The following is a 24,579-nucleotide window of genomic DNA, read 5'->3' on the forward strand; positions in this document are numbered from 1 at the left end:
CGATGGGCAGCAACAGGAACCGGGCGCCGGCAGGCTTCAACAGCCTCGTGCCGGGCGTATGGCGCACGTCGACGGTCGTCTTCGACGACATGGGCAAGTTCGCCCGCCGCAAGGAAAACCTCTACGACGGCTACACCTACGGCACGACCGGCACGCCCACCAGCCGCGAACTCGAGGCGCGGATCGCCGAGCTCGAAGGCGGCAGCCACTGCGTGGTGGTGCCCTCGGGCCAGGCGGCGCTGTGCCTCGTCGTGCTGGCCTTCGCGCGTGCCGGCGACCATGTGCTGATCGCCGATAGTGCCTACGGCCCGCTGAAGACTTTCGCGCGCGAATGGATGCAGGGACTGGGCGTGGAATGCGGCTTCTATCCGCCCGCCATCGGCGCGGACATCGCCAGGCTGATCACGCCGCGCACGCGCCTCGTGATGATGGAGTCGCCCGGCTCCGTGACCATGGAAATGCAGGACGTGCCCGCCATCGCCGCCGCAGCCCGGGCCGTCGGTGCGCTCTCGGTCGTCGACAACACCTGGGCCACGCCGCTGGGCTTTCGACCGCTGGCGACCGGCGTGGACATCGTGGTCGAGGCGGCGTCCAAGCAGTTCGGCGGCCACTCCGACGTGCTGCTCGGCGCCATTACCACGCGCGAGCGGCCGCTCTACGAGAAGCTACGGCGCTCGCAGAGCGTGATCGGCCTGCCGGTCAGCCCTGACGACTGCTTCCTGGTCCTGCGAGGGCTCGAGACGCTCGCGGTGCGCGTCCAGGCGCAGGGCCGCGCCGCCACCGAAGTGGCGACCTGGCTGGCCGGGCAGCCGGAAGTGGCCGAGGTGTTCTACCCGCCGCTGCCGCAGTCCCGCGGGCACGACCTGTGGAAGCGCGACTTCCATACCGGCGGTTGCGTGATGTCCTTCGCCACCGCACCGGGCGTTCCGGACAAGGCCATGGAGGCCTTCTTCAATGCGCTCCAGGTGTTCGCGATCGGCGCGAGCTGGGGCAGCGTGCACAGCCTCGCCGGCTACTACCCGGCGGCCGAGCAGGCGTTGCGCCTGCACCCCGTCACACAGTCGGCCGTCGTGCGCCTGTCCATCGGGCTGGAAGGCCACGAAGCGCAGATCGCCGACCTGCAGCGGGCGTTCACGGCCTGCCGCGCGGCGCTGCGCTGAAACAGTTTTCTCCACGAAGGAACGAGCAATGTCCAGGATCGGTGATTTCCTCCAGGCAGCGGGCGGCCCGCAGGTCGAATGCGGCCGCATTCCCGTGGGCTCCATGGCCTCCGGCATGAGCGTGGACCTGCCCTACGTGGCGGTGCGCGGCGCCGAGCGCGGCAAGACGTTGTGGATCAACGGGCAGGTCCACGGCGACGAGATCAACGGGATGATCGCCTCGCTGCGCTTCGCCCGCGCGCTGGACGCCAAGAAGCTGCGCGGCAACGTGGTGGTCACGCCCACGGCCAACCCGCATGCCCTGGACGCCAGGCGCAAGCGCAACCCGTACGACGAGCTCGACCTGGACCAGACCTTCCCCGGCAGCGGCAGGGGGCTGATCTCCGAGCGCCTGTCGCACGCACTGTTCGCGCAAATCCGCGAGGTGGCCGACATGCTGGTCAGCCTGCACACGATGAACCCGCTGTTCGACTCGAAGCTGTACTGCGTCTACAAAGTCCACCCGGACAGCGGCGTTTCCGAGCAGGACCAGCTCAAGGCGCTGTCGGTCTTCAACCCGAACGTGGCGTGCCGCCAGAACGTGACCGGCGCGGGCGAACTGCCAGGCAACATTGCGGGCGGGATCGATTACCAGGCGCTCGCGACGCGTATACCGGCCTTCATGGTGGAGCTTGGCGGGGGCAGCCGCTACGAGTCGCACAACGTGGAAGCCGCGGTGCTGGGCTTCCGGCGACTTGCGGCGCAGCTCGGCATTCTGCCCGCGCTGGAGGGCGACGAGGCGCCCGCGAGCGTTCGGCGCGTCACAAAGCGCAACTGGGTCACGTTCGAGAAGGGCGGCCTGTTCACGCCCGAGATTGAGGCTGGTGCGACAGTTGAGGCCGGCACCGTGATTGGCCGCACCACGAACCTGTTTGGCGAGCAGATCGAATCCTTCGAAGCGGAGGTGCCCAGTGTGGTGTTCGGGCTGCGGCGCGACCCGGTGGTTCACACCGGCGAACGCGCGGCATTCGTCGCAACGGAGTGGGACTCAGTCCGGGTTTGAGCCGCCCGCGGACCGCCTCAGGGCGCGCCGAGCGCGCGCGAGATCCTCTGGGCAGCTTCGACAATGGACTTTGCGATCTTGGGCGTGTCGGACCGGCGGTGCAGGTGCCGGGGCAAGGACCCACTCAGGGCGGCCACGGCCGCGCCGCTGCGGTCGCGGATGGCCGCGGCGATGTTGAACACTCCCGGCACGAACTCGCCGTCGCCTGTGGCATACCCGCGCTTGCGGCACTCGGCCACGTCCTTCAGGAAGTCGGCCCCCCGCGTGATCGTCGTCTCGGTCAGCTTGGGATAGGGCTCCGGTCCGAGCAGCTCCAGGATGGCGTCGTCCGGCTGATCTGCGAGGATCGCCTTGCCCTGAGCCATTGTGTGCAGCGGTGCTCGGGTGCCGGGCGAGGACATCACGGCTACCGGAGCGGAGCTCGCGAACACCATCGTGTAGACGATGTGGCGGCCGCGCATGACGCCAATGAAGGCGTTCAGCTGATGCTCCTGGGCCAAGGCCCTGACGATGGGGGGCGCCACGGTCTCGAGGCTGTTGTGGCGCAGATAGGTATTGCCCACCTCGAAGGCTCGGTGGCCGATCCGATAGCGCTGCGTGGCCTCGTCCTGTTCGAGGAAACCGAACTCCGCGAGTGTCTTCACAAGCCGGTGGGTGATCGACGGGCTCAAATTCAGCTGCCGCGCCAGATCGCGCACACCAACACCTTCCTCGTCTCTCGCGAGCTGCGAGAGGATCTCCAATCCACGGGCGAGGGACTGGTTGCCACCGCCCTTGATCATGTCACTGGAACGGGGCTTGGTGGGGGGAGATGCCGGGCGGTTGCCGGCGGTTCGTTTGTTGGCGGTGCTCATCTGCTTCTTTTCGGCTGACTGATTGTGCCGTTCCCGGCGCGGCTGCCTTGACGGTCGTGGCCTGTCTTCCTAAAATCTGTATTTATTGGAACGTCGTTCCGATTATAGGATCAAATGGATCGCTATCGCGAGGATCTGCTAGACAAAGCGCTGGGGCAGGCGCAATACGTCACGGACGTGCGCGTGCCCGGCATGCTTCACGCCAGGCTGCTGCGCAGCCCCGTGCCGCACGCGCGCATCCGGGGGGTCGACGTGTCGCGGGCGCTGGCCCTGCCGGGGGTGCACGCGGTGCTCACGGGCGAGGACCTCGAGGGGCTGAACGCGCACTGGGGCCTCTACCTCAAGGACCGCCCCGTCATTGCCCTGGGCAAGGTGCGCTACGTGGGCGAGCCGGTCGCGGCCATCGCCGCCGACACCGAGGCGGCCGCCGAGGAGGCCGCGGAGTGCATCGACGTGGACTACGAGCTGCTGCCGTATGTCACCACCGCGAAGGAAGCCCTGGCCGACGGCGCGCCGCTCGTGCACGAGCGCATGGAGACGCTGAAGGATTTCTACTTCTCGGGCCAGACCAGGGCGCAGGAGGGGACCAACGTCTTCCAGCGCTATGCGTACAGCCACGGCGATGTCGAGCAGGCATTCCGCACCGCGGACCACGTGTTCGAGGACGAGTTCGGCTTCCCGATGGTGTCGCACATGGCCATGGAGCCGCACTGCGTGGTGGCCTCCTGGGAGGACGACGGGCTCACGCTCTGGAGCTGCGGCCAATCGCCCGCGGCGATCCAGAAGGTGATCCACAAGGTGTTCGACCTGCCGCTCGCGCGCATCCGCGTCATCACGCCCTATGTCGGCGGCGGCTTTGGCGGCAAGGCCTCGGTCAAGATCGATCCGCTCGCGGCGGCGATCTCCTGGAAAGCGCGGCGCCCGGTGCGCCTGTGCTTCTCGTCGAGCGAGTCGATGCTGACCTGCCGCCGCCTGGATGCCACCGTGCGCCTGAAGACCGCGGTCCGCTCGGACGGCGTCATCGTCGCCAAGCACGCGAGCATTCTTATGAACGGCGGCGCGTATGCCGATACCGGCCCGGCCATTGCCGTCAAGTCGGCCAACCGCAGCATAGGCCCTTACCGGATCCCGAATCTCGCCCTTGAATCGGTAGCCGTCTACACCAACACGGTGCCCGGCGCGGCCTTCCGCTCCATCGGCGGACCGCAGGCCGTGTGGGCCACCGAGTCGCAAATGGACATAATCGCGGCGCGTCTGGGCATCGATCCGGTCGAGCTGCGCCGCCGCAACATGGTTCGGAAGGGCGAGCACGTGCGGCCTGACCTGCGGCCGATCGATGTTGACATGCCCGGCATGCTCGACGCGGCGCTCACCTCGCTGAGCCACGCAGGCGGAAAGGCGGTGGGTTGTGCCCTCGGCGCCTCGGACCCGGGCATCCTGCCCATCGGTGGGGCCATGCTGCGCCTGAAGGTGGACGGCTCGGTCCTGGTCTCGTCGGCCAGCGTGGAGATCGGGCAGGGGGTGCGCGGTGTGCTGCGGCGCTACGCGGCCGAAGCGCTCAACCAGCCGGTGGAAGCGGTGCATGTGCTCACGCCAGATACCGCGACAGCTCCCTTCGACTGGGGCACGGGCGCCAGCCGGTCCACCGTGATCATGGGTCTGGCCATCGAGGAGGCGGCGGAGGACATCGTGCGGCAGTTGCGCGAGATGGCGCAGCAGCAGCTCGGCGTGGCGGGCGAACGCTTCTGCGTGGTGGCCGGCGGCGTCTCCGACGGGGAGACGACCTGGACGTTCGCGGACCTGATCCACCGCGCCTACCGCGTCGACAGCGGCGAGCTGATCGGCATCGGACGCATCACGCCGCAGTCGAAGGGCGGATCGCTGTCGCAGGCGCCGCTGTTCTGGGAAACCGCCGCGGGGGCCTGCACGATCGACGTGGACGAGGACACCGGCCAAGTGCGGGTGGATGACTACGTGAGCTGCGCCGACGTCGGCCGCGTCATCAACCGCAGCGCTGCCGAAGGCCAGGACGAAGGCGCGGCGGTGCAGGCGCTCGGGCACGCCCTGAGCGAGGAGCTGGTGTACGAGGACGGCCAGCCGCTCAACGCCAGCATGATCGACTACCACGTGCCGACCATCGCCGACGTGCCGCGGCACTTCCATACCGTGCTGATCGAAAGCGGCGACGGCCCCGGCGTGGGCGGCGCGCGCGGCATGGGCGAAGGCGCGATCCTGCCGCTCGCGCCCGCCGTGGCCAATGCGCTGGCGCGCGCGCACGGCATCCGCATCAAGGAGCTGCCCATCACCCCCGAAAAGGTGTGGCGCGCCCTGCAGGAACAGAAAAAGGCACAGTGACATGGAATTCAGAGTGGAAGCAGCCATCCCGCGTGCCGCCAGCGAAGTGTGGGCGGTCCTCGTGGACATCCCCAAGATCGCCGGCTGCATCCCCGGCTGCGAGGAGGTCCAGGAGCGCGTGCGCCTGGCCGACTATTCGGCGGTGCTCAAGCAGAAGCTCGGGCCGTTCAAGGTGGCGCTCCCCGCCACCATCGCCGTGCAGGAAGTGCGCGAGCCGAACTGGATCCAGGCCGTGGCGGCGGGAACCGAACGCTTCACGGGCACGCGCATCGACGTGACGCTGCGCATGGACCTGCGCGACACCACGCCGGGCCACTCGCACATGGTCGCGGAGTGCGACACGCAGGTGGCGGGCAAGCTCGCCTCGCTCGGCTACTCGGTCATCAAGAAGAAGGCCGAGGAGAACTTCGCCGACTTCCGCACGCGCCTGCTGAAGGTGCTTGAGGAGTGCTCCGACCTGCAGGCGACGCCGGCCACCGGGGCGGCACCCGTCGGGGCCGAGCCGCACGCGGACGGCACGCCGCTTTCCACGGGAGCCTGATGCCGCCATGGCCATCCGACCGTTCCAGCTGCACCGCCCCCGGACCCTGGAGGAAGCGCTCGCGCTGCTCGAGGAGCACGGCGACGACGCCAGCCCCATCGCCGGGGGCACCGAGCTGCTCGTCGCACTGAAGGCGAGGGTGCTGCATTACGAGCACCTCGTCGACCTGAAGAAGGTGGCGGGCCTGCGCGGCGCGAGCATCGACGCCGCGGGCGGCATCGCCATCGGCGCCTTGAGCACCCATCACGAGCTCGCCAACCATCCGGTGGTACGCGAGCACCTGCCCGCCTACGCGGCGCTCAGCGACAACATCGCCAACATCCGGGTGCGCTGCGCCGGCACGTTGGGCGGCAACCTGTGCTTTGCGGAGCCCCACGCCGATCCGCCGGCGCTGCTGTGCGCTCTGGGTGCGCAGCTCGTGCTCGAGCGCCCGGGCCGCAGCCGCCGCGTGCCGATGCAGGACTTCATCACCAGCGACTTCACCACGGCGCGCGAAGACGGCGAGCTGCTCACGCGGATCGACATTCCGCGTCCTGTGGCCGGCGCGTCCTTCGCCTACGCGAACTTCGGGCACCTGGAGCGTCCGGCGGTCGGCGTCGCGGTGGGCTGCCGTCCGGCCGGATCGGGGCTGGCCTTCGAGGTCTGGGTCGGCGCCATCGCGGGCCGGCCGGTGCGGCTCGACCGCGTGGAGCGCGCCCTGGAAGGGGCGCCGGCCGGCGAAGCCGCAGCCGTCGCGCGCCGTGCGGCCGAAGCGGCGGCCGGCACGCTCGAAGCCCACGACGACATCCACGGCAGCGCCGATTACAAGCGCCACCTGGCGGCCGTGCTGGTCGGCCGCATGGTGGACGCCGCGGCGCGGCGGCAGGCGCAGGCACAGACATGACCCCCACCAACGACACTCTGCGGATCGCGTTCACGCTCAACGGACGGCCGACCGAGCTGGACATCCGCCCGAACGAACTGCTGATCGACGTCCTGCGCGACCGCCTCGCGCTGACCGGCACCAAGAAGTCCTGCGACGTCGAGATCTGCGGCGCCTGCACCGTGCTGGTGGACGGCCTGCCCGCGAGCAGCTGCACCACGCTGGCGGCCGACGTCGACGAGAAGGCCGTGACCACCATCGAAGGCGTGTCCTGCGGCGGCCGGCCCGGCCCAGTGCAGCAGGCCTTCGTGGAGTGCGGCGCCATCCAGTGCGGTTTCTGCACGCCGGGCATGGTGATGGCGACCACGGCGCTGCTGCAAATGCATCCCAAGCCGAGCGACGAGCGTATCCGCCATTTCCTCGAGGGGAACCTCTGCCGCTGCACGGGCTACGTGAAGATCGTCGAAGGAGTCAAGCGCCTTGCCTGAACTTTCCATCAGCACCGACGCGCGCGAGCCGGTCGCGGACATCCTGGCCAAGGTGGAGGCCGCCTGCGAAGCCGGCGTGCGCACGCTGTGGGTCGCCAACCACCTGTTCCAGCGCGACCCGGTGACGCTGGCCCACGCGGCGCTCGAGCGCTGCCCGCAGCTGCGCGTCGTGCTCATGGCGGTGAACCCGTTCACGCAGCATCCGGTTCAGGCGGCGATGAGCACCGCGACGCTGGACGAGCTCTTCCCCGGCCGCGTGTCACTGTGCCTGGGCGCCGGCGCGCCGGCGGACCTGCAGTCCGTCGGGATCGACGGATCGAAGCCGCTGGGCGTGATGCGCGAGGCGATCCAGCTCACGCGCGCCCTGTTCTCGGGCGAGACCGTGCACTTCGAAGGGCAGAGCTTCCAGGTGCGCGGGCGCGTGCTGGGCAACGGCCATCCGCGCATCCCGCTCATCCTGGCTGCTTCCGGGCCGCAGATGCTGGAGCTGGCCGGTGCTTCGGCCGATGGGGTGCTGATCACCGCCGGGAGCTCCGTCGAATTCGTCCGCTGGTCGGTCGACCACGTTCGGCGCGGCGCCGGCGGGCGCACGGTGCGGGTTCATGGCCTAGCCTACGGCGCCGTCGACGACGACCCCGCCAGGGCCTGCGCTCGCGTGCGGCACACCCTGGGCATCGTCCTGCGCGGCCCGCACCATACGCGCAACCTGGAACTGGCCGGCTCGGTGCTGGACCAGGCGCGGCTGTCGAAGGCGATGGCGGAGAACGACACGGCCACCCTGGCCGCGCTCGTCACCGACGACATCGTGCGCCGCCACACGCTGGCGGGCACGGCCGAAGACATCCCGAGCCGCTTGCGGGCCTACCAGCAGGCCGGCCTCGACGAAGCAGTGCTCGCCGGCGCAGTGGACGCGCAGCAGGTCTCGCGCATCCTCCAAGCCGTCGCGACGGAGCCTTCATGGAAAGCCTCGACGTAAGGGTGCTGCGACAGGTGCGCGATTGGCGGGCGGCCGGCGTCCCCGTGCTGCTCGCGACCGTCGTCAACACCTGGGGATCGTCCCCGCGGCCGGTAGGGTCCCTCATGGCGATCAGTGCGCAAGGCAGTGTGGTGGGATCCGTCTCGGGTGGCTGCATCGAGGACGACCTGATCCACAAGTACGTGGGCCAGCCCGCCGCCGGCCCGCCGAAGCTGGTGCGCTATGGCGTCACCGCGGACGAGGCGCACCGGTTCGGGCTGCCGTGCGGCGGCACGATGGAATTGCTGCTGGAGCACGACCCCGATGCGGGTTCGCTCGGCGTGCTGGTCGAGTCCCTCGAAGAGGGGCGGCTGGTGCGCCGCGAAGTGGACCTGCGCACGGGCGCCGCGACCCTGCGCGAGACGGCGCAGCCGGAAGAACTCGCGCGCGGCGACACCTGGATCGCGAACACCTTCGGCCCCGCCTATCGCATGCTGCTGATTGGGGCGGGGCAGCTCACCGAGTACCTCGCCACGATCGCGACGTTCAGCGGCTTCGAGGTGACGGTGTGCGACCCGCGGTCCGAGTACCACCGCTCGTGGAGCGTTGCCGGCACGAAGCTTGCGACGGAGATGCCCGACGACGTGGTGGCGTCGTTCCGGGCGGACCGGCGCACCTGCATCGTCGCGTTGACGCACGATCCCAAGCTGGACGACCTGGCGCTCCTGGAAGCGGTGCGCGGCCCATCGTTCTACGTGGGCGCGATCGGCAGCCGCAGGAACCATGCGGCGCGCGTCGAGCGGCTGCAGGAACATTTCGAGTTGACGAGCGCCGAGGCGGCGCGGCTGCGCGGGCCGGTCGGGCTCTACGTCGGCAGCAAGACGCCCGCGGAGATCGCGGTGAGCATCATGGCCGAGATCCTGGCCGTGAAGAACGGGGTGGACGTTCCGCCCGGCATGCGTGTCGGCCAGGCCAAGGAACGGCTCGCCATCTAGGAGGACGGGATTGGACAAGCCTCTGTCGACCGTGGACCTGAGGATCCTGGAAGTGCTGCAGCACGAGGGGGACATCAGCAACCTGCGGTTAGCCGAGGCGATCTGCCTTTCCCCCAGCCCATGCCTGCAGCGCGTGCGCAAGCTGCGCTCGCAGGGCTACATCCAGGGCGTGAGCGCGGTGGTCGACCTGCGGCGCCTCACGCAGTACGTGGTCGTCCATTGCAGCATCGGGCTGGTGGAGCAGACCACCCGCCACCTGGCCGCGTTCGAGGCCGCGGTGCTCAAGATCCCCGAAGTGCTGGAGTGCAGCGCCATCAGCGGCGACTACAACTACCTGCTGAAGATCGTCGCGCGCGACATGGAGCACTACGCCGAGCTGCTGCGCTCCATGATGGAGATGAACATCGGCGTCAAGACGCACGCCTCCGTGGTGGAGGTGAAGAACGTCAAGCGGTCGTTGGCGTTCCCGCTGCGCTCGCTCTTGAACGGGCGGTTCGACGGTGCCTGATCTGGGGAAGCGGCCGCTGCATCCTCACCGGGATGCATCCGAGGGTTCCTCCTTAAATCGAATTCCTCACCGCGAAATTTCCTGCTGCTGCAGCGGCTCCGATCGACAGCGGATGTGCGCAGTGCGTGCGAGATCGCAATCGCGTGAGCGCACCGGTTCCTAGACTTTCTCCCGTGCCGCGCGCCTTCGACACCTGCGCGGCGACCACAGGAGAACTTCCCTTGAAGATCATTCACGAGCCCGCGGAATCGGCTCTCACGCAGTCCAACGCAGCGGCCGGAAATGCCGGCAGACGGCCCGAGCACGAGACGCTGGCCAAGCTGCGCACGGCCATGAAGGCCGGCGGCTACGACGCGCTCGTCGCCCTGTCGCAGGACAACGTCACGTACACCGCCGGCTTCCTGGTGCCGAGCCATGCCACCAACCGCTTCCGCCGCACGATCGCGGTGCTCGCGGGCGACCGTTTCGGCACCCAGATCGTGGTGAACGTGGAGGAACTGCAGGCGAAGGCCCGATCGCGCTTCGACGACGTGCGCGCCTACAACCAGTTCACGCAGCAGCCGGCGGACGTGCTGGCGGACGCGCTGATCGAGGCGGGCGTGGCGGAAGGCCGCATCGCCATCGAGCTGGACTTCATTCCGGCGGCCGACTTCCTGATCTTGCGCAAGCGCCTGCCGAACGCGAAGTTCGAGCCCTGCGCCGACCTGTTCTTCAACGCGCGGATGATCAAGACCGACGAGGAGATCGGCATCCTGCGCCGCGGCGGCGTGGTGACCGAGCGCGTGATCTACGACGTGCTCAAGCAGATCAAGGTCGGCATGACCGAGGTGGACGTGGCCCGCCAGATCGTCGACCAGATGATCGCGGCCGGCTCGGCGCAGTTCAAGTACCGCGTCGGCTCGGGCGTGAACAGTTCGGTGACTAACTGCGGCACCACCAACAAGCGGATCGAGGCGGGCGACGTCATCCGCATCGAGGTCCTGGGCGATTTCGACAACTACCGCTCCAACGTCACGCGCACGGCGGTGGCCGGCAAGCCGACGGAGCGCCAGAAGGACATCTGGGGCAAGCTGATCCGGGCGCGCGAGCTGTGCAAGACGATGCTGCGCCCGGGCGTGCCCGTGGCCGACGTCTACAAGGCCTACGTCGCGACCTGCCGCGAGAGCGGCATCGAACCCACCCTCAAGTTCCTCGGCCACGGCATCGGGCAGACCATCCACGAGGAGCCGTACATCACGGACACGCGCACCATCGTGTTCGAGCCGAACATCACCTTCACGATGGAGCCGCTGTACATGCTCCCCGGCGAGATGGGCTTCCACGCCGAGGACATGTACGTGATCACGGAGCGCGGCTTCGACTCGATCACGGGAACCATCTGCAGCAACGACGAGCTGATCGAGGTGGGCTGATGGGCCAGCCGCTTTCCATCGAAAGGCTCGAGACCTACGTGGTGGCCCTGCCGCCGCGGCGGCCCCACCTGTGGGTGGGGCTCGATTCCCCGGCGGGCAACGGCTACGTGGTGACGAAGATGCTGCTCTCGGACGGCAGCGTCGGCTGGGGCGAGGCGCAGGCGATCCGCACCTGGGGCGGCGACAACGCGCGCCGCTATGGCGAGACGCCGGCCACGACCGTCACCCTGATCCACGACTGTCTCAAACCCGCCCTGACAGGCGTGGACGTGCGCCAGCTGGAACTGGTGCACCAGAAGATGAACCGCGCCCTGCGCGGCTACCCCTACGCCAAGGCGGCGGTCGAGGTGGCGCTGCTCGACGCGCTGGGCCACAGCTTCAAGCTGCCGGTCTACCAGCTGCTCGGCGGGAAGGTGCGCGACCGCATCCCGCTCGCGCACAGCATCGGGCTGATGGACGCCGAGGCGGCGGCGCGCGAAGCCGCCGACGTCGTGGCCGAAGGCATCAGGACGCTCAAGGTCAAGATCGGCGTGGACATCGAGCGCGACGTGAAGGTGGTGCGTGCCGTTCGCCAGGCCATCGGCCCCGCCGCGCGGATCCGCGTGGACGCGAACCAGGGCTACCGGACCTGGCGCGAGGGCGCCGAAGCCGTCAAGCGCATGGAGGAATTCGACATCCTCTATGCCGAGCAGCTCGTTGACGGCCTGGCCGGCATGGCCGAGATCGCCGCGCGCAGCAACGTGCCCGTCATGGCCGACGAAAGCGCCTGGACGGACCGGGACGTGGTCGAGATCGCCCAGCGCCGCGCGGCCGAGTACCTCTCGGTCTACTACACCAAGCCCGGCGGCCTGGTTCCCGCCAAGCGCCTGCTGGCGGTGGCCGGCGCCTTCCAGATGCAGTGCGACATCAACGGGTCGGGCGAGATGGGCGTGGGCAACGCGGCCAACGTGCACCTCGCGGCGGCGTCGCCCGAGATCACGCTGGCCGGCACGATTCCGGTGACGTCCACCGCCGAGGTGCAGCGCACCAAGGTCGCCGGCCGCAAGTATCTGGACGACATCGTGCGCCAGCCCTTCGCCTACGAGGACGGCCACCTGGTCGTGCCAGACGGTCCCGGCCTGGGCATCGAAGTGGACGAAGCCAAGCTCCAGAAATACAGCGTGGCCCTTTAAGGAGACACCCGTGAAGGAAATCAACAAGGTGGCGCTGCTCGGCGCCGGCAACGGCGGCTGCGCGGCCGCCGTCGACCTGACGCTGCGCGGCCTGGAAGTGCGGCTCTACGGCCGCAGCCCCGAGACAGTGGAGCCGCTGCAAAAGCGCGGTGGCATCGAGTACGAGGGCATCTTCGGCGAGGGCTTCGTCAAGGTCCCGACCATCACGCGTTCGATGGAGGAGGCGATGCTCGGTGCCGATGTCGTCGTGGTGATGGCACCGGCGCATGCGCACGAGAACATCGCGACCCAGCTTGCGCCGCACCTGGCCGACAACCAGGTCGTGCTGGCCGCGCCGGGCCACACGCTGACACTCATCCCCAACACGCTGCGCCGCCTGGGACACCGCAACCCGGTCACCTGCGGCACGTCGACCCTGCCGTACATCTGCCGCAAGGTCGCGCCCGACCGCGTCAAGGTGTCGCGGGCCTCGGCCAAGCTGATCTTCTCGTCGTTCCCGGCGCTGCACACGGAGGAACTCGCCGCCCGCCTGCGCAAGGTGTTCCCGCCGCTCTTTCCGGTGCCGACGGTGCTGGATGCGCTGTTCCGCTACACCAACGCCATCCACCACCCGCCGGCGCTGCTGTGCAACGTGGGCCGGATCGAGGCGACCGGCGGCGACTACTGCCACTATTTCGAGGGCATCACGCCCTCGGTGGGCGGGCTGATCGACACGCTCGATCGCGAACGGCTCGCCGCCGCCGCGGCCTTCGGCTGCCAGGTGCCCAAGCTGGCCGACTACTTCTTCGAGATGGGCTACACGGGCCCCGGCGGCAAGGAAGGCGGCACCGCGTACGCCACGTTCCAGAACAGCGAGCCGAACCGCTGGATCAAGGCGCCGGCCAGCATCGACCACCGCTTCTTCAACGAGGACATCCCGTTCGGGCTGGTGCCGTTCTCGGAGCTCGGCCGCCTGGGCGGCGCGCGTACCGAGGCGATCGACGCCGTGATCACCCTGGCCTCCGCGCTGCGCGGGCAGCCGTACCGCGAGAAGGGACTGAACCTCGCGCGCATGGGCTTCGCCGGCATGGATGCCGCCCAGGTGCGCCGCACCGTGCGCGAGGGGTTCGTCACGTGATCCCGTTCGGCGTGAGCTTCGACGGCTTCGTGCCGATCCGCGAGGCGGTGTCCATCGCGCAGCGCGCCGAGGCGCTCGGCGCCCGGTCCTACTGGATCGCCGAGCACCTGGGCTACCGCGAGGCGTTCAGCACCGCCACGGCCATCGCGATGCATACCCGCACGGGGCGCATCGTCCCGACGGCGATCAGCCCTTACCTGCGGCATCCCATGCCCATGGCCATGGCGCTCGCGAGCCTCGACGAGCTCGCGCCGGGCCGTGCCGGCGTCGCCGTCGGGGTGGGCAATCCGCTGTTCCTCAAGGAGAACGGACTGGCGGCCGAGAAGCCCGTGCCCGCCGTGCGCGACTACCTCGCCGCGCTGGGCGGCCTGCTGGCGGGGCAGCCGCAGCACACGCAGGGGCAGACCTTCTCGCTGGACGGCGCCAAGCTGGCGTTCACCGGCCCGCAACCGGTGCCGCTGTACGTCGCCGCCATGGGGCCGGCGATGCTCAAGCTCTCGGGCGCGGTTGCCGACGGCGTGCTGCTCTCCGCAGGGCTGTCGACGCAGTACTCGAAGCACCAGCTGGACGCGGTGGCCGGCGCGGCGAAGGAAGCGGGGCGCGACCCGGCCCAGGTGCGCAAGGCGAGCTACGTGTATTTCATGGTCGACCCCGGCGGGAGCGCCGCCCGCCAGACCGTGCGCGAGAAGCTCGCGTTCCTGTTCCGCAACGACAAGATCAAGGAGAACCTCGCGTACTCCGGGATCCGCGTCGACCAGGAAGCGGTGATGGCCGCCATCGCGCGCCGGGACACGGCCGCCGCCGCGAAGCTCGTGCCCGACGAGGCCATCGACCAGCTCACGATCTTCGGCGACGCGGCCACCTGCCGGCGCCGCGTCCGCGAGTACCTCGACGCCGGGCTGGAGGAGATCGTCCTCTCGCTCGTCGGCAACAAGGAACAGCGCCTCCAGAGCCTCGAGACGCTGCCGCAGATCCATTGATCCCCCTCACAGGAGCTTCTCCCATGATCCAGCGCATCAAATCCCTCGCCCTCGGCGCCTTGCTCGCCGGGGCAGCGTTGTCCGCCAGCGCCGCCGAAACCGTGGTCTTCGGCACCGTCACGCGCATCACGCTCGGCTACGCGCCGCTCGTGGCGGCCATGGAACTCGGCTACTTCAAGCAGGAGGACATCGACCTGCAGATCCGCGAGTTCGTGGGGACCGCCGTGCTCATGCCGCAGATCGCGACCAAGCAGGTCACCATCGGCTATCCCGCGGCCGACACGCTGATCCTCACGCGCCAGCCGGGCAAGGACCCGTTGCCGGCCAGGTTCTTCTACAACGCGATCCGCAGCTCCATTTGGGAGTTCTACGTGCCGGAGAACAGCCCGATCAAGTCGATCAAGGACCTCAAGGGCAAGAAGATCGGCATCGCCGCGCTGGCCAACGGCAACGTCCCGATCACCCGTGCGCTGTTCAAGGAGATGGGCCTCGTCGAAGGCAAGGACTTCGAATTCCAGACCATCGGCGTGGGCGCGCCGGCCTACAACGCCCTCACCACCGGCCAGGTCGACGTCTACAACACCTTCGATGTCAACGCGGCGCAGATGCTCGCCAGCGGGATCAAGGTGCGCAAGCTGGAGATCCCGGCCAAGTACCAGCAGCTGATGTCCAACGGCTACGTCACGCACGAGGACAACGTGCGCAACAACCCGAAGATGCTTGCCGGCTTCGGCCGCGCGGCCACCAAGGGCGTAATCGCCTGCGACGAGAACCCGCGCTGGTGCGTGTCCACCTTCTGGAAGCACTATCCGCAGAGCAAGCCGCAGCAGGGCACCGAGGAGGAGAAGATGGCGGCGGCGCTGCAGATGCTGGGCGCGCGACAGCGCGGCAACCTCGACTTCTCCGACGTGGGCAACCAGCGCAAGTTCGGCCTGTACTCGCCCGACGTGTGGAAGCGCTACGTGCAGGTGCTCCACGACGGCGGCCAGCTGAGCACGACCAACATCGACACGTCCACCCTGTACACCAACGCGCTCGTCGACGAATTCAACAAGTTCGACGAGGCGAAGGTTCGTGCCGAGTCCCGCCAGCAGCGGGCCATGCCGTGAGCCTTATGAGCGTCGTCTACAAGGAGTTCCGGCAGGAGGACGCCACCGCGGCAAAGGGCCCGGTGGCGCAGGCTGCGCCCAGGATGCTCGACGTGCGCGGCCTGGGTGTCACCTACGCGTCCACCCGCGGACCGTTCAAGGCCGTGGAGGACTTCTCGCTCCAGGTCGGCAAGGGCGAGTTCGTCTCCGTCCTGGGTCCTTCCGGCTGCGGCAAGTCGACCGTGCTGTCCATCGTGGCGGGGCTGCTCAAGGCCACCGCCGGCGAGGTGCGGATCGCGGGCACGCCGGTGATCGGGCCGCGCCGCGACGTGGGCGTGGTGTTCCAGCAGGCCAACCTGCTGCCCTGGAAGTCGGTCATCGACAACATCCTGCTGCCGATCGTCGCCATGCGGCTGCCGGTGGCCGACTACCGGCTGCGGGCCGAACAGCTGCTGGAATTCGTCAACCTGTCCCGGTTCCGCGACCACTACCCGCACGAACTGTCCGGCGGCATGCAGCAGCGGGTGGGCATCGCCCGGGCGCTGATCCACGACCCCGAGATGCTGCTGATGGACGAGCCGTTCGCCGCCCTCGACGCCATGACGCGCGAGCGCATGGGGGTGGAACTGCAGCACGTCTGGAGCGGCACCGACAAGACGGTGCTGTTCATCACCCACAGCATCCCCGAGGCGGTGATGCTGTCCGATCGCGTGGTGGTGATGTCGCCCGTGCCGGGCCGCATCGTGGAGGAGGTCCGCGTGGACCTCGGCCGGCCGCGCACGGTGGACACGATGGCGCAGCCCCGGTTCGCCGAGGCCTGCAACTACCTGAGGAAGCTCTTCGACCGGCTCGAGGTGCCGGCATGAGCGCGCGCAGCACGGAGGTTCGCCCATGAACGGTCGCACGCAGGCGGTGGTCTTCCCGCTGATCACCCTCACGGTCCTGATCGGGCTGTGGTTCTTCCTCACGGTCGCACTGCAGATCCCGAACTACATCCTGCCGCGCCCCGAAGCGGTGCTCGAAGTGCTGGTCAAGGGCTATGTGCAGGGCGCCTTCTGGAAGGACGTGGGTGCGACGCTCTCCGCTACGCTCGTCGGCTATGCCATGGGGTGCGGCGCGGGGGTCCTGCTCGGAGCGCTGCTGGCGGAATCCAAGACGTTCGAGCGCTTCGTCTACCCGTTCGTGGTGGCGCTGCAATCGATGCCCAAGGTGGCGCTCGCGCCGGTGCTGATCGTCTGGTTCGGCTTCGGCATGTCGTCCAAGGTCGTGATGGTGGCGCTGGTGTGCTTCTTCCCGGTCTTCATCAACACCATCGTGGGGATCCGCCAGACGCCGTCGGCCCTGGTGAACATGATGCGGTCGTTCTCGGGCTCGCGCTTCCACGTGTTCCTGCACGTGAAGGTGAAGTCCGCGCTGGGGCACATCTTCGCCGGGCTGCAGATCGCGGTGGTGCTCAGCCTCATCGGCGCCGTCGTGGGGGAGTTCGTGGCGTCCTCGCGCGGGCTCGGCTACCTGATCCAAGTGGCGCAGAGCAACGTCGACCTCGCGACGATGTTCGCCTCGCTCATCGGCCTGGCCGCGATCGGGATCGTCGGCACGCAGCTCATTCGCCTGATCCACGCACGCGTGGTGTTCTGGGACCGCCCGGACCGCCACGGCACCGTCTCTGAATGATGAATTACGTCCTGGCAGAAACACTGGCCGATGCCGTTCGGCTGCAGAAGGAAACGGGCTACGCCTTCCTGGCGGGCGGGACCGACGTCTACCCCGCGCTGGAGCACGGCTGGCGGCCCAAGGGCCTGCTCGACATCTCGCGGTTGGCCGAGCTGTCGGGTGGCATCCGCCCGCAGGGCGGGTGGTGGGTCATCCCGGCCATGACCACCTGGACGCAGGTCGCGCAAGCGAAGCTGCCGCCTCAATTCGACTGCTTGCGGGCAGCGGCCGCGGAGGTCGGCGGCAGGCAGATCCAGAACCAGGGCACGGTGGGCGGCAACATCTGCAACGCATCGCCCGCGGCGGACGGCGTGACCGCGCTGATGGCACTGGATGCACGCGTGGTCGTCACAGGGCCGGCTGGCGAGCGCGAGGTGCCCTTGCACGAGTTCGTACTCGGGAACCGCAAGACGGCGGCCAGGGCCGACGAGCTCGTCGTGAGCGTCAAGGTGCGCGCGGCGGGCGGCCTGCACGCGTCGGCCTTCAGCAAGCACGGCAGCCGCAGGTACCTGGTGATCTCGCTGGTGATGACCGCCTCCTTCATCGAGGCGGACGCCCGTGGAAGGGTAACCGGCTGCGGCATCGCCGTGGGCGCGTGCGCTCCGCGCTCCCTGCGCCTCTTCCCAGCCGAAGCGCGATTGAAGGGCATGGGCCTGGCGCAGGCCGCGGCCTTCTCGCTCACCGACGCGGAGCTCGAAGTGCTGACGCCCATCGACGACGTGCGCGCGACCGCCGCCTTCCGGCGCCGCATGGCGCGCGAGCTGGTCGAGCGTGACATCCGCGCCATGGCCCGGCAACTGCAATCCGAACTGAATTGATCCTATGAAGAAAGACTGGAAGCCGCTGCTGCTCGTCAACGGCGACAAGCGGGAACTGGGCGCCTGCGGCGGCGGCCGGCGGCTCGTGGACGTGCTGCGCGACGACCTCGAACTGACCGGTACCAAGGTGGGCTGCAACGCGGGAGACTGCGGTGCGTGCACCGTGCTGGTGGACGGCCAGCAGGTGTGCAGCTGCCTGGTGCCCGTGGCGCATGCAGCCGGGAAGCCGGTGATGACCGTGGAGGGCATCGCGCGCGACAAGCGCCTGGCGGGCCTGCAGGACGCCTTCGTGGAAGCGGGCGCCGCGCAGTGCGGCATCTGCACGCCCGGCATGCTGGTGGCGGCGGCGGACATCGTGCTCGATCCGGCGGTGCGCACGCGCGAGGCGATCCTGGATCGGCTGGGCGGCGTGCTGTGCCGCTGCACGGGCTACATCAAGATCGTCGAGGCGATCGAAGGCTACCTGGGGCTGCGGCCCCGCGTAGCAGCGGAAAAGGCCGGTGCCGGGCAGTCGGTCGGCGCGCGCATCCGCAAGGTGGACGGGGCGGCCCGGGCCGACGGTTCGGCGAAGTTCGGCGCCGACGTGCGCATGGAAGGCGCGCTGCACTTCAAGGCGATCCGCTCGCCGCATCCGCACGCGAAGTTCCGCCTCGGCGATCTCGGCGGCTTCGTCTCCAGGCACCCGGGCATCGTGCGCGTCTTCACCGCGGCCGACGTGCCGGGCAACAACGTCTACGGCATCTTCGCGCGCCTGCGCGACCAGCCCGTGTTCTCCGACGGCTACGTGCGGTACATGGGCGAGGCGTTCGCCGGCGTGGTCGGCGAGCGCGAGGCCATCGAGGCGCTGGAGGAGCGCGATTTCCCCGTCACCTGGGAAGTGCTGCCGCCCCTGTCGGGCATGGCCGCGGCGCTCGCCCCCGATGCACCAGACCTGCACGCGCACCGCCCGGGCAACCAGCTGATGGAGGTCAACCAGATCCGCGGCGACGTCGGGAAGTCGCGCGGCTCGAACACGGCGACGATCAGCTTCGTCACCTCGTTCGTGGAGCACGCCTACATCGAACCGGAAGCGGGCGTCGCGCGGCGCGTGGGCGACCGCCTGGAGATCGCGGTGTCCACGCAGGCGCCCTACATGAACCGCGACGAGATCGCGTGGGTGCTGGGCATCGCGCCCGACCGCGTCCGCGTCCTCCCGACGGCGGTCGGCGGCGGCTTCGGCGGCAAGATCGACATGTCGCTGCAGCCGATGATCGCGGTGGCGGCCTGGCACCTGGACCGGCCCGTGGCCTGCGTCTACTCGCGCAGCGAGAGCATGCGCTGCACCACCAAGCGCCATCCTTCCGCGATCACCGCCACCCTGACGTGCGACGCGCAAGGGCGGCTCGCCACCTACGAGATGCGGGGCGACTTCAACACGGGACCGTATTCCTCCTGCGGCCCCATCATCGCCAGCCGCGTGCCGATCCACGCGATGGGTCCGTACAAGTTCGAGGCGGTGCGCTGCATCACCCGCGCGATCCACACGACCGACGCCATCGGGGGCGCGTTCCGGGGCTTCGGCGTGCCGCAGGCCGCGGTCGTGCACGAGGCGCTGATGGACCGCCTGGCCGACGACATGGGCATCGACCGGTTCGAGTTCCGCCTGCGCAACGCGCTGCGCCCCGGGGACGCTACCGCCACCGGCCAGAAGCTGGAGCACAGCGTGGGCATGCTCGAGTGCCTGCAGAAGCTCAAGCCGGTGTGGGATGCGCAGAAGGCCGAGGTGCAGGCGTTCAACGCGGCGAACGAGCACGTGCGGCGCGGCATCGGCGTGGGCTGCATGTGGTACGGCATCGGCAACACCTCGCAGCCGAACCCCTCGACGATGCGCATCGGCATCGACCGCGAAGGGCGCATCACGCTGTTCAGCGGCGCCGTGGACATCGGCCAGGGCGTCAACACCATCATGACCCAGGTCTGCGCCGACAGCCTGGGCGTGGAGCCCGCCGCGATCCGGCTCGTCGTGGGCGACACCGACAGGACGTTCGACGCGGGAAAGAGCTCGGCATCGCGCCAGGCCTTCATCTCGGGCAACGCCGTCAAGCTCGCGGCCGAGCAGCTCCTCAAGGGGATTCGCCAGCATGCGAAGGTGGAGGAGGGTGCGCAGGTGTCGTTCGGGCCGGGGGGCGTTCGCCTGAAGACGGCCGCGGGCGAGAAGGCACTCGACCTGAGCGGACTCGTGCCGGATGCGGAGGGCATGCTGCTGTGGGGCGTCGGCCACTACAACCCGCCGACCACAGACCTCGACGCCGATTACCAGGGCGTGCCCTACGCGACCTACGCGTTCGGCGCGCAGATGGCACTGGTCGAGGTCGACAAGCGGCTGTGCAAGGTGACGGTCAAGAAGATCTGGGCCGCCCACGACGTGGGCCGCGCGATCAACCCGACGCAGGTGGAAGGGCAGATCCACGGCGGCATCGCGCAAGGCGTGGGCCTCGCGCTGATGGAGGAATACCTCCCCGGGAAGACCGACAACCTGCACGATTACCTGATCCCGACGGTGGGGGACATGCCCGAGGTGGAGGTCTTCATCGTCGAGTCGGCCGAGCCGCTCGGGCCCTTCGGCGCCAAGGGCGTGGGCGAGCCCGCGCTGATCCCCACGGCCCCGGCCATCCTGAACGCGGTCGACTTTGCGTGCGGCGTGCGGCCGACGCTTGTGCCGCTGACGCCTTCACGGCTGGCCGACCTGCTCGACAAGGCGCCTGCGTGAAGGGGAGCGCGCTGCTGTTCCTCGCCGTCACGGCCGTGTGCGGCGTGGTGCTGCGGCGGCTTGCGCCGGAGTGGGACCTGCTGCAGGCGCTCGCCGTCGCGGCCTGCATCGGCCTGGTGGCGGTGCTGCTCGCCCGCGTGCAAGCGTGCGTGTGGGGCAGCAAGCGATGAACATGCTGGCCGGCGGTTCCCTGCTCGCCCTGGCGGCGCTGGTGCTTGCCGCCACCTGGGACCTCGCCAAGCTGGGGAACGGCGAGATCGGCCCCGGCTTCTTCCCAGCGCTCTGCGGTGTGCTGCTAGGCGTGGTGGGCTTGGTCCTGCTCGCGCTGGGCCTGCGCGAACTCCCGGCACGGCGGGACGCACCCGGCCGGCTGCGCGTGGGCAGCGATGCATGGCGCGCCGCCGCGGTCACGGCTTCGGCGCTGCTCTTCGCGCTGCTGCTCAAGAGCGGCGGCCTGGCGCTTGCCGTGCTCGCGGCGGTGTGGCTCTCGACGCGGGCCGGCGAGGTCTCGCACCGCACGGCCCTCGTGCTGAGCGCCGCGCTGGCACTGGTGCTCACCGCGATCTTCATCGGTGGCCTGGGCCTTCACATGCCGGCACTGCCGGTCTTCCTGCGGTAGGCGGCCGTGGACCTGCTCGGCAACCTCGCACTGGGTTTCGGCGTGGCCGCCACGGCGCAGAACCTGGCGCTCTGCTTCGTCGGCTGCCTGCTCGGCACCGCCATCGGCGTGCTGCCGGGCATCGGGCCGCTGGCCACGATGTCGATGCTGCTGCCGCTCACCTTCCATCTCACGCCCGCGGGGGCGCTGATCATGCTGGCGGGCGTGTACTACGGAGCGCAGTACGGAGGCTCGACCACGGCTATCCTGCTCAACCTGCCCGGCGAGGCAGCCTCCGTGCCCACTTGTCTCGACGGCCATGCGATGGCGCGTGAAGGCAAGGGCGGGGTGGCGCTCGCGACCGCCGCCCTCAGCTCGCTGCTGGCCGGCTGCATCGCGACGGTGCTGCTCGCGGCGGGCGCGCCCGCGCTGGCGAGCGTCGCGCTCAAGTTCCAGTCCGCGGACTACGTGGCCATCCTGGTGCTCGGGCTGGTTGCGGCCATCGCGCTGTCGCACGGCTCGGTGCTCAAGGCCATCGCGGCGGTGCTGATCGGGCTGACGCTCGGGCTGGTCGGAACCGATGTGAGCACGGGCGAATACCGGCTCACCTTCGGGATCGCGTCCCTGGTCGACGGCATCGGCTTCGTTCCGGTCGCCATGGGCCTGTTCGGCCTGGCCGAGATCATCGGCAACCTGAACCGTACCGGCGGATCGGGCGTGAAGCCGGCGCCGGTGGCCCGCATCTGGCCGGTGCCCGCGGAGCTCCGCGCGATCCTGGCGCCGGCGCTGCGCGGCACGGCGCTGGGATCGTTCTTCGGCATCCTGCCCGGCGGCGGGCCGACCATCGGCGCGTTCTCCGCGTACGGGCTGGAGAAGAAGATCGCGCGCGAGCCGCAGCGCTTCGGCCGCGGCGCCATCGAGGGCGTGGCCGCACCCGAAGCCGCCAACAACGCGGCGGCGCAGGCCTCGTTCATCCCGATGCTCAGCCTGGGCATCCCGCCCAGCGCGCTGATGGCCCTGATGATCGGCGCGATGATGATCCACGGCACCGCCCCGGGGCCGAGCTTCATCGCCAAGCAGCCCGCGCTGTTCTGGGGGCTGGTCGTGAGCATGTGGATCGGCAACGCCATGCTCGTGGTGCTCAACCTGCCGCTGATCAAGCTGTGGGTGCGGCTGCTGGGCGTGCCGTACCTGCTGCTCTATCCCGCGATCGTGGCGCTGTGCTGCATCGGCACGTACTCCGTCTCCAACAGCGTGGCGGACGTTGTGATCATGGCCGTGTTCGGCCTGGCCGGCTGGGGCTTCAACAAGGTCGGCATCGAAGCGGCGCCGCTGCTCATGGGCCTGGTGCTCGGGCCGATGCTCGAGGAGAACCTGCGCCGCGCCGTCAGCGTCTCGGGCGGCTTCAGTGTCTTCTTCACCCGTCCGATCAGCGCTGCCTTGCTCGCCTGCGCCGTGGGCGTGCTGATCGCTTCCGCGCTGCCGGCCCTGCGAAGGAGCCGGCAACGCTATTTCCACCAGGACTCGACCGCTTAGGAGGCTTCATGTTGGTCCGACTCTCTCGTCGTGCGTTTGCAGCCGCGTGCTGTGGTGTCTTGCTGGCGGTGCCGGCGGCTGCGGCAGGTTTCCCCGACAAGCCCATAACGTTTGTCATGCCCTGGCCCGCGGGCGGCGGCAGTGACGTCGCCATGCGGCTGGTGGCCGAGGCCGCCAGCAAGAAGCTGGGGCAGCCCATCGTGGTGGTGAACCGTCCTGGCGCCGGCGGCGCGATCGGCATCAAGGAGATCGCCGACGCCGCCCCGGACGGCTACACGGTCGGCATGATCGGCTCCGGCGCCGTCGCCGCGCAGTACATGAACCCCAATGCGAACGCGCTGTCGGACCTGCAGCCCGTCGCCTTCTTCGGCGAGGACCCGGCGGCCATCACCGCCAGCGCCGTCGTGCCGTACAAGACGCTCTCCGAATTCGTCGCAGCCGCAAAGGCGGCGCCCGAGAGCATCCGCAACGGCAACGACCAGCCCGGTGGCGCGGCTTTCACCTTCATCTCGCTGTACGAGAAGCAGCTCGGCATCAAGATCAAAAAGGTCAACTTCGCCGGCTATGCGCCCGCCATCACCGCGCTGCTCTCCGGAGAGGTGCAGACCATCTCCATCGCCGTGCCCGACGTGGCCGAACACCACAAAGCCGGCAAGGTGCGCGTGCTGGGAGTTTCGGGGCCGACGCGCCACTTCATGCTGCCCGAGGTGCCCACGTTCAAGGAGCAGGGTTTCAATGTGCTGGTCGGCTCGTGGCGCACGGTCGCGGGCCCGAAGGGCATCCCGGCCGACCGGCTGGCCGTGCTGGAACAGGCGTTCCGCAGCGCCATGGCCGAGCCCGAGTTCGTCGAACGCGCGAAGGCGCGCGGCTTCTTCGTCTCGGCCGGCGGCGTGAAGGAGGCCGGGCAGGTCTGGGCCGACGCCGACAAGTCTCTCTATCCGCTGCTGCTCGACGCCGGCCTGGTGAAGGTGCGTCGCAAATGAGAATCGAACGACTTCCCGCTCGCGCCGGGCGGCGCAGTGGCGCCAGCGCTTACAAGGACCTCGTATGGGCGGTGGCCACGGCGGACGACCGGTCCGAGGGTGTCGAACGGCAGGCAACACAGGCTTTCACCAAGATCGATGCCTTGTTGCAAGAGCTCGGATCGGCGTCCGATCGCATCATCACCGTGGCGGTGTACCTCGCGGACATCGGACGCAAGGCCGAGCTCGATCTCGCATGGGATCGCTGGGTGCCGCAAGACAGTTCCCGCTGGCCGATGCGCTCCTGCGTACAGGCCGGGCTAGCATCCGGCGTACTGATCGAGGTGGTCGTGACTGCCGTTCGGGATCTCGAGGAAAACTAGGAGGCGCTCATCTCGAGCCGCGGTGGCGCTTGGAAATCCAGCCCTGCTGGCAGCTACTTGCGCAATTGCCCTTGCGTTGACCTTCTGCAGTGGCTCATTCTTCAGAACGCCTGATGCACCGCCCGCTCCAGGTCAGGCGGCTACTTGCACTGCCGCGTGTGGAGGGAGCGATGTCCTCCCGCTTTCGCCCATTGGTTGCCCAGCGGACGAAGTCGGATGAGCGGATCGCCCGCTTCATCTCCTCGGAGTCCCGGACAGCGTTCGATGACTGCCCTCCAAGACTGTGGCAAT

General features: G+C 69.1%; 24 protein-coding genes. 23 read left to right on the forward strand and 1 reads right to left on the reverse strand.

Translation table 11 applies throughout. The features are described from left to right. Window positions 1–2 precede the first annotated feature (2 nt). Both V6M57_RS16040 and V6M57_RS16045 read left to right on the forward strand, forming a co-directional pair. Complete coding sequence (locus tag V6M57_RS16040; RefSeq protein WP_332815999.1) at window positions 3–1,160, forward strand: trans-sulfuration enzyme family protein; 1,158 nt, start codon at window positions 3–5, stop codon at window positions 1,158–1,160. Between the two features lie 115 nt (window positions 1,161–1,275). Further along, on the forward strand, window positions 1,276–2,202 hold the full coding sequence (locus V6M57_RS16045; RefSeq protein WP_332816000.1) for a M14 family metallopeptidase: 927 nt from the start codon (window positions 1,276–1,278) through the stop codon (window positions 2,200–2,202). Between the two features lie 17 nt (window positions 2,203–2,219). Here the strand turns inward: V6M57_RS16045 and V6M57_RS16050 are convergent, their stop codons facing one another. Further along, on the reverse strand, window positions 2,220–3,056 hold the full coding sequence (locus tag V6M57_RS16050; protein ID WP_332816001.1) for an IclR family transcriptional regulator: 837 nt from the start codon (window positions 3,054–3,056) through the stop codon (window positions 2,220–2,222). Between the two features lie 114 nt (window positions 3,057–3,170). On the opposite strand from V6M57_RS16050, the gene V6M57_RS16055 reads away from it, so the two are divergent. The 21 genes from V6M57_RS16055 (at window position 3,171) to V6M57_RS16155 (ending at window position 24,288) form a co-directional block, all read left to right on the forward strand. After that, entirely contained in the window at window positions 3,171–5,411 is a 2,241-nt protein-coding gene (locus V6M57_RS16055) for a xanthine dehydrogenase family protein molybdopterin-binding subunit (RefSeq protein WP_332816002.1), read from the forward strand. Between the two features lies 1 nt (window position 5,412). Continuing rightward, window positions 5,413–5,952 carry a CoxG family protein gene (locus V6M57_RS16060; RefSeq protein ID WP_332816003.1) on the forward strand — a complete coding sequence of 180 codons (540 nt, stop codon included), beginning with the start codon at window positions 5,413–5,415 and terminating at the stop codon, window positions 5,950–5,952. Between the two features lie 7 nt (window positions 5,953–5,959). Next, window positions 5,960–6,835: an FAD binding domain-containing protein gene (locus tag V6M57_RS16065; RefSeq protein ID WP_332816004.1), complete on the forward strand. Its 876-nt coding sequence runs from the start codon at window positions 5,960–5,962 to the stop codon at window positions 6,833–6,835. Beyond that, window positions 6,832–7,302, forward strand: coding sequence for a (2Fe-2S)-binding protein (locus V6M57_RS16070; protein WP_332816005.1), 471 nt, complete (start codon window positions 6,832–6,834; stop codon window positions 7,300–7,302). The genes V6M57_RS16065 and V6M57_RS16070 overlap by 4 nt, the downstream gene beginning before the upstream one ends. After that, window positions 7,295–8,278 (forward strand): LLM class flavin-dependent oxidoreductase, encoded by a 984-nt coding sequence (locus V6M57_RS16075; RefSeq protein ID WP_332816006.1) that lies wholly within the window; start codon window positions 7,295–7,297, stop codon window positions 8,276–8,278. The genes V6M57_RS16070 and V6M57_RS16075 overlap by 8 nt, the downstream gene beginning before the upstream one ends. Then, window positions 8,260–9,252: an XdhC family protein gene (locus tag V6M57_RS16080; RefSeq protein WP_332816007.1), complete on the forward strand. Its 993-nt coding sequence runs from the start codon at window positions 8,260–8,262 to the stop codon at window positions 9,250–9,252. Before V6M57_RS16075 ends, V6M57_RS16080 begins: the two co-directional genes overlap by 19 nt. Window positions 9,253–9,262: 10 nt before the next feature. Then, window positions 9,263–9,760: an Lrp/AsnC family transcriptional regulator gene (locus V6M57_RS16085; protein ID WP_332816008.1), complete on the forward strand. Its 498-nt coding sequence runs from the start codon at window positions 9,263–9,265 to the stop codon at window positions 9,758–9,760. A gap of 221 nt (window positions 9,761–9,981) precedes the next feature. Continuing rightward, window positions 9,982–11,172: a Xaa-Pro peptidase family protein gene (locus tag V6M57_RS16090; RefSeq protein WP_332816009.1), complete on the forward strand. Its 1,191-nt coding sequence runs from the start codon at window positions 9,982–9,984 to the stop codon at window positions 11,170–11,172. Then, window positions 11,172–12,344: a mandelate racemase/muconate lactonizing enzyme family protein gene (locus tag V6M57_RS16095; protein ID WP_332816010.1), complete on the forward strand. Its 1,173-nt coding sequence runs from the start codon at window positions 11,172–11,174 to the stop codon at window positions 12,342–12,344. Before V6M57_RS16090 ends, V6M57_RS16095 begins: the two co-directional genes overlap by 1 nt. A 10-nt stretch (window positions 12,345–12,354) precedes the next feature. Then, window positions 12,355–13,461, forward strand: a complete 1,107-nt coding sequence (locus tag V6M57_RS16100) for an NAD/NADP-dependent octopine/nopaline dehydrogenase family protein (protein ID WP_332816011.1) — start codon at window positions 12,355–12,357, stop codon at window positions 13,459–13,461. Further along, window positions 13,458–14,441, forward strand: coding sequence for an LLM class flavin-dependent oxidoreductase (locus tag V6M57_RS16105; protein ID WP_332816012.1), 984 nt, complete (start codon window positions 13,458–13,460; stop codon window positions 14,439–14,441). Before V6M57_RS16100 ends, V6M57_RS16105 begins: the two co-directional genes overlap by 4 nt. A gap of 23 nt (window positions 14,442–14,464) precedes the next feature. Then, window positions 14,465–15,550: an ABC transporter substrate-binding protein gene (locus V6M57_RS16110; RefSeq protein WP_332816013.1), complete on the forward strand. Its 1,086-nt coding sequence runs from the start codon at window positions 14,465–14,467 to the stop codon at window positions 15,548–15,550. An 83-nt stretch (window positions 15,551–15,633) separates the two neighbouring features. Next, on the forward strand, window positions 15,634–16,395 hold the full coding sequence (locus V6M57_RS16115) for an ABC transporter ATP-binding protein (RefSeq protein WP_332816132.1): 762 nt from the start codon (window positions 15,634–15,636) through the stop codon (window positions 16,393–16,395). Between the two features lie 25 nt (window positions 16,396–16,420). Continuing rightward, on the forward strand, window positions 16,421–17,203 hold the full coding sequence (locus V6M57_RS16120; protein ID WP_332816014.1) for an ABC transporter permease: 783 nt from the start codon (window positions 16,421–16,423) through the stop codon (window positions 17,201–17,203). After that, complete coding sequence (locus V6M57_RS16125) at window positions 17,200–18,060, forward strand: FAD binding domain-containing protein (protein WP_332816015.1); 861 nt, start codon at window positions 17,200–17,202, stop codon at window positions 18,058–18,060. The genes V6M57_RS16120 and V6M57_RS16125 overlap by 4 nt, the downstream gene beginning before the upstream one ends. Window positions 18,061–18,064: 4 nt before the next feature. After that, window positions 18,065–20,809, forward strand: coding sequence for a molybdopterin-dependent oxidoreductase (locus tag V6M57_RS16130; RefSeq protein WP_332816016.1), 2,745 nt, complete (start codon window positions 18,065–18,067; stop codon window positions 20,807–20,809). Beyond that, window positions 20,806–20,979 carry a hypothetical protein gene (locus V6M57_RS16135; protein WP_332816017.1) on the forward strand — a complete coding sequence of 58 codons (174 nt, stop codon included), beginning with the start codon at window positions 20,806–20,808 and terminating at the stop codon, window positions 20,977–20,979. Before V6M57_RS16130 ends, V6M57_RS16135 begins: the two co-directional genes overlap by 4 nt. Next, window positions 20,976–21,428, forward strand: coding sequence for a tripartite tricarboxylate transporter TctB family protein (locus tag V6M57_RS16140; RefSeq protein WP_332816018.1), 453 nt, complete (start codon window positions 20,976–20,978; stop codon window positions 21,426–21,428). The genes V6M57_RS16135 and V6M57_RS16140 overlap by 4 nt, the downstream gene beginning before the upstream one ends. Before the next feature lie 6 nt (window positions 21,429–21,434). Beyond that, window positions 21,435–22,943, forward strand: coding sequence for a tripartite tricarboxylate transporter permease (locus V6M57_RS16145; protein WP_332816019.1), 1,509 nt, complete (start codon window positions 21,435–21,437; stop codon window positions 22,941–22,943). Window positions 22,944–23,059: 116 nt separating this feature from the next. Further along, complete coding sequence (locus V6M57_RS16150) at window positions 23,060–23,926, forward strand: tripartite tricarboxylate transporter substrate binding protein (protein ID WP_332816020.1); 867 nt, start codon at window positions 23,060–23,062, stop codon at window positions 23,924–23,926. Continuing rightward, the gene (locus tag V6M57_RS16155) at window positions 23,923–24,288 is read left to right on the forward strand and encodes a Rid family hydrolase (protein WP_332816021.1); all 366 of its coding nucleotides are present in this window, start codon (window positions 23,923–23,925) and stop codon (window positions 24,286–24,288) included. Before V6M57_RS16150 ends, V6M57_RS16155 begins: the two co-directional genes overlap by 4 nt. The last annotated feature ends 291 nt before the right edge of the window (window positions 24,289–24,579 follow it).

This window comes from Ramlibacter sp. (assembly GCF_036676645.1).
Taxonomy (GTDB): Bacteria; Pseudomonadota; Gammaproteobacteria; order Burkholderiales; family Burkholderiaceae_C; genus Ramlibacter.

Excerpts from the sequence above, each read along its gene's own strand:
- V6M57_RS16040 (WP_332815999.1), top strand. The coding sequence starts at position 3 with ATGGGCAGCAACAGGAACCGGGCGCCGGCAGGCTTCAACAGCCTCGTG.
- V6M57_RS16045 (WP_332816000.1), top strand. The coding sequence starts at position 1,276 with ATGAGCGTGGACCTGCCCTACGTGGCGGTGCGCGGCGCCGAGCGCGGC.
- V6M57_RS16050 (WP_332816001.1), bottom strand. The coding sequence starts at position 3,056 with ATGAGCACCGCCAACAAACGAACCGCCGGCAACCGCCCGGCATCTCCC.
- V6M57_RS16055 (WP_332816002.1), top strand. The coding sequence starts at position 3,171 with ATGGATCGCTATCGCGAGGATCTGCTAGACAAAGCGCTGGGGCAGGCG.
- V6M57_RS16060 (WP_332816003.1), top strand. The coding sequence starts at position 5,413 with ATGGAATTCAGAGTGGAAGCAGCCATCCCGCGTGCCGCCAGCGAAGTG.
- V6M57_RS16065 (WP_332816004.1), top strand. The coding sequence starts at position 5,960 with ATGGCCATCCGACCGTTCCAGCTGCACCGCCCCCGGACCCTGGAGGAA.
- V6M57_RS16070 (WP_332816005.1), top strand. The coding sequence starts at position 6,832 with ATGACCCCCACCAACGACACTCTGCGGATCGCGTTCACGCTCAACGGA.
- V6M57_RS16080 (WP_332816007.1), top strand. The coding sequence starts at position 8,260 with ATGGAAAGCCTCGACGTAAGGGTGCTGCGACAGGTGCGCGATTGGCGG.
- V6M57_RS16095 (WP_332816010.1), top strand. The coding sequence starts at position 11,172 with ATGGGCCAGCCGCTTTCCATCGAAAGGCTCGAGACCTACGTGGTGGCC.
- V6M57_RS16110 (WP_332816013.1), top strand. The coding sequence starts at position 14,465 with ATGATCCAGCGCATCAAATCCCTCGCCCTCGGCGCCTTGCTCGCCGGG.
- V6M57_RS16115 (WP_332816132.1), top strand. The coding sequence starts at position 15,634 with ATGCTCGACGTGCGCGGCCTGGGTGTCACCTACGCGTCCACCCGCGGA.
- V6M57_RS16120 (WP_332816014.1), top strand. The coding sequence starts at position 16,421 with ATGAACGGTCGCACGCAGGCGGTGGTCTTCCCGCTGATCACCCTCACG.
- V6M57_RS16125 (WP_332816015.1), top strand. The coding sequence starts at position 17,200 with ATGATGAATTACGTCCTGGCAGAAACACTGGCCGATGCCGTTCGGCTG.
- V6M57_RS16130 (WP_332816016.1), top strand. The coding sequence starts at position 18,065 with ATGAAGAAAGACTGGAAGCCGCTGCTGCTCGTCAACGGCGACAAGCGG.
- V6M57_RS16140 (WP_332816018.1), top strand. The coding sequence starts at position 20,976 with ATGAACATGCTGGCCGGCGGTTCCCTGCTCGCCCTGGCGGCGCTGGTG.
- V6M57_RS16150 (WP_332816020.1), top strand. The coding sequence starts at position 23,060 with ATGCCCTGGCCCGCGGGCGGCGGCAGTGACGTCGCCATGCGGCTGGTG.
- V6M57_RS16155 (WP_332816021.1), top strand. The coding sequence starts at position 23,923 with ATGAGAATCGAACGACTTCCCGCTCGCGCCGGGCGGCGCAGTGGCGCC.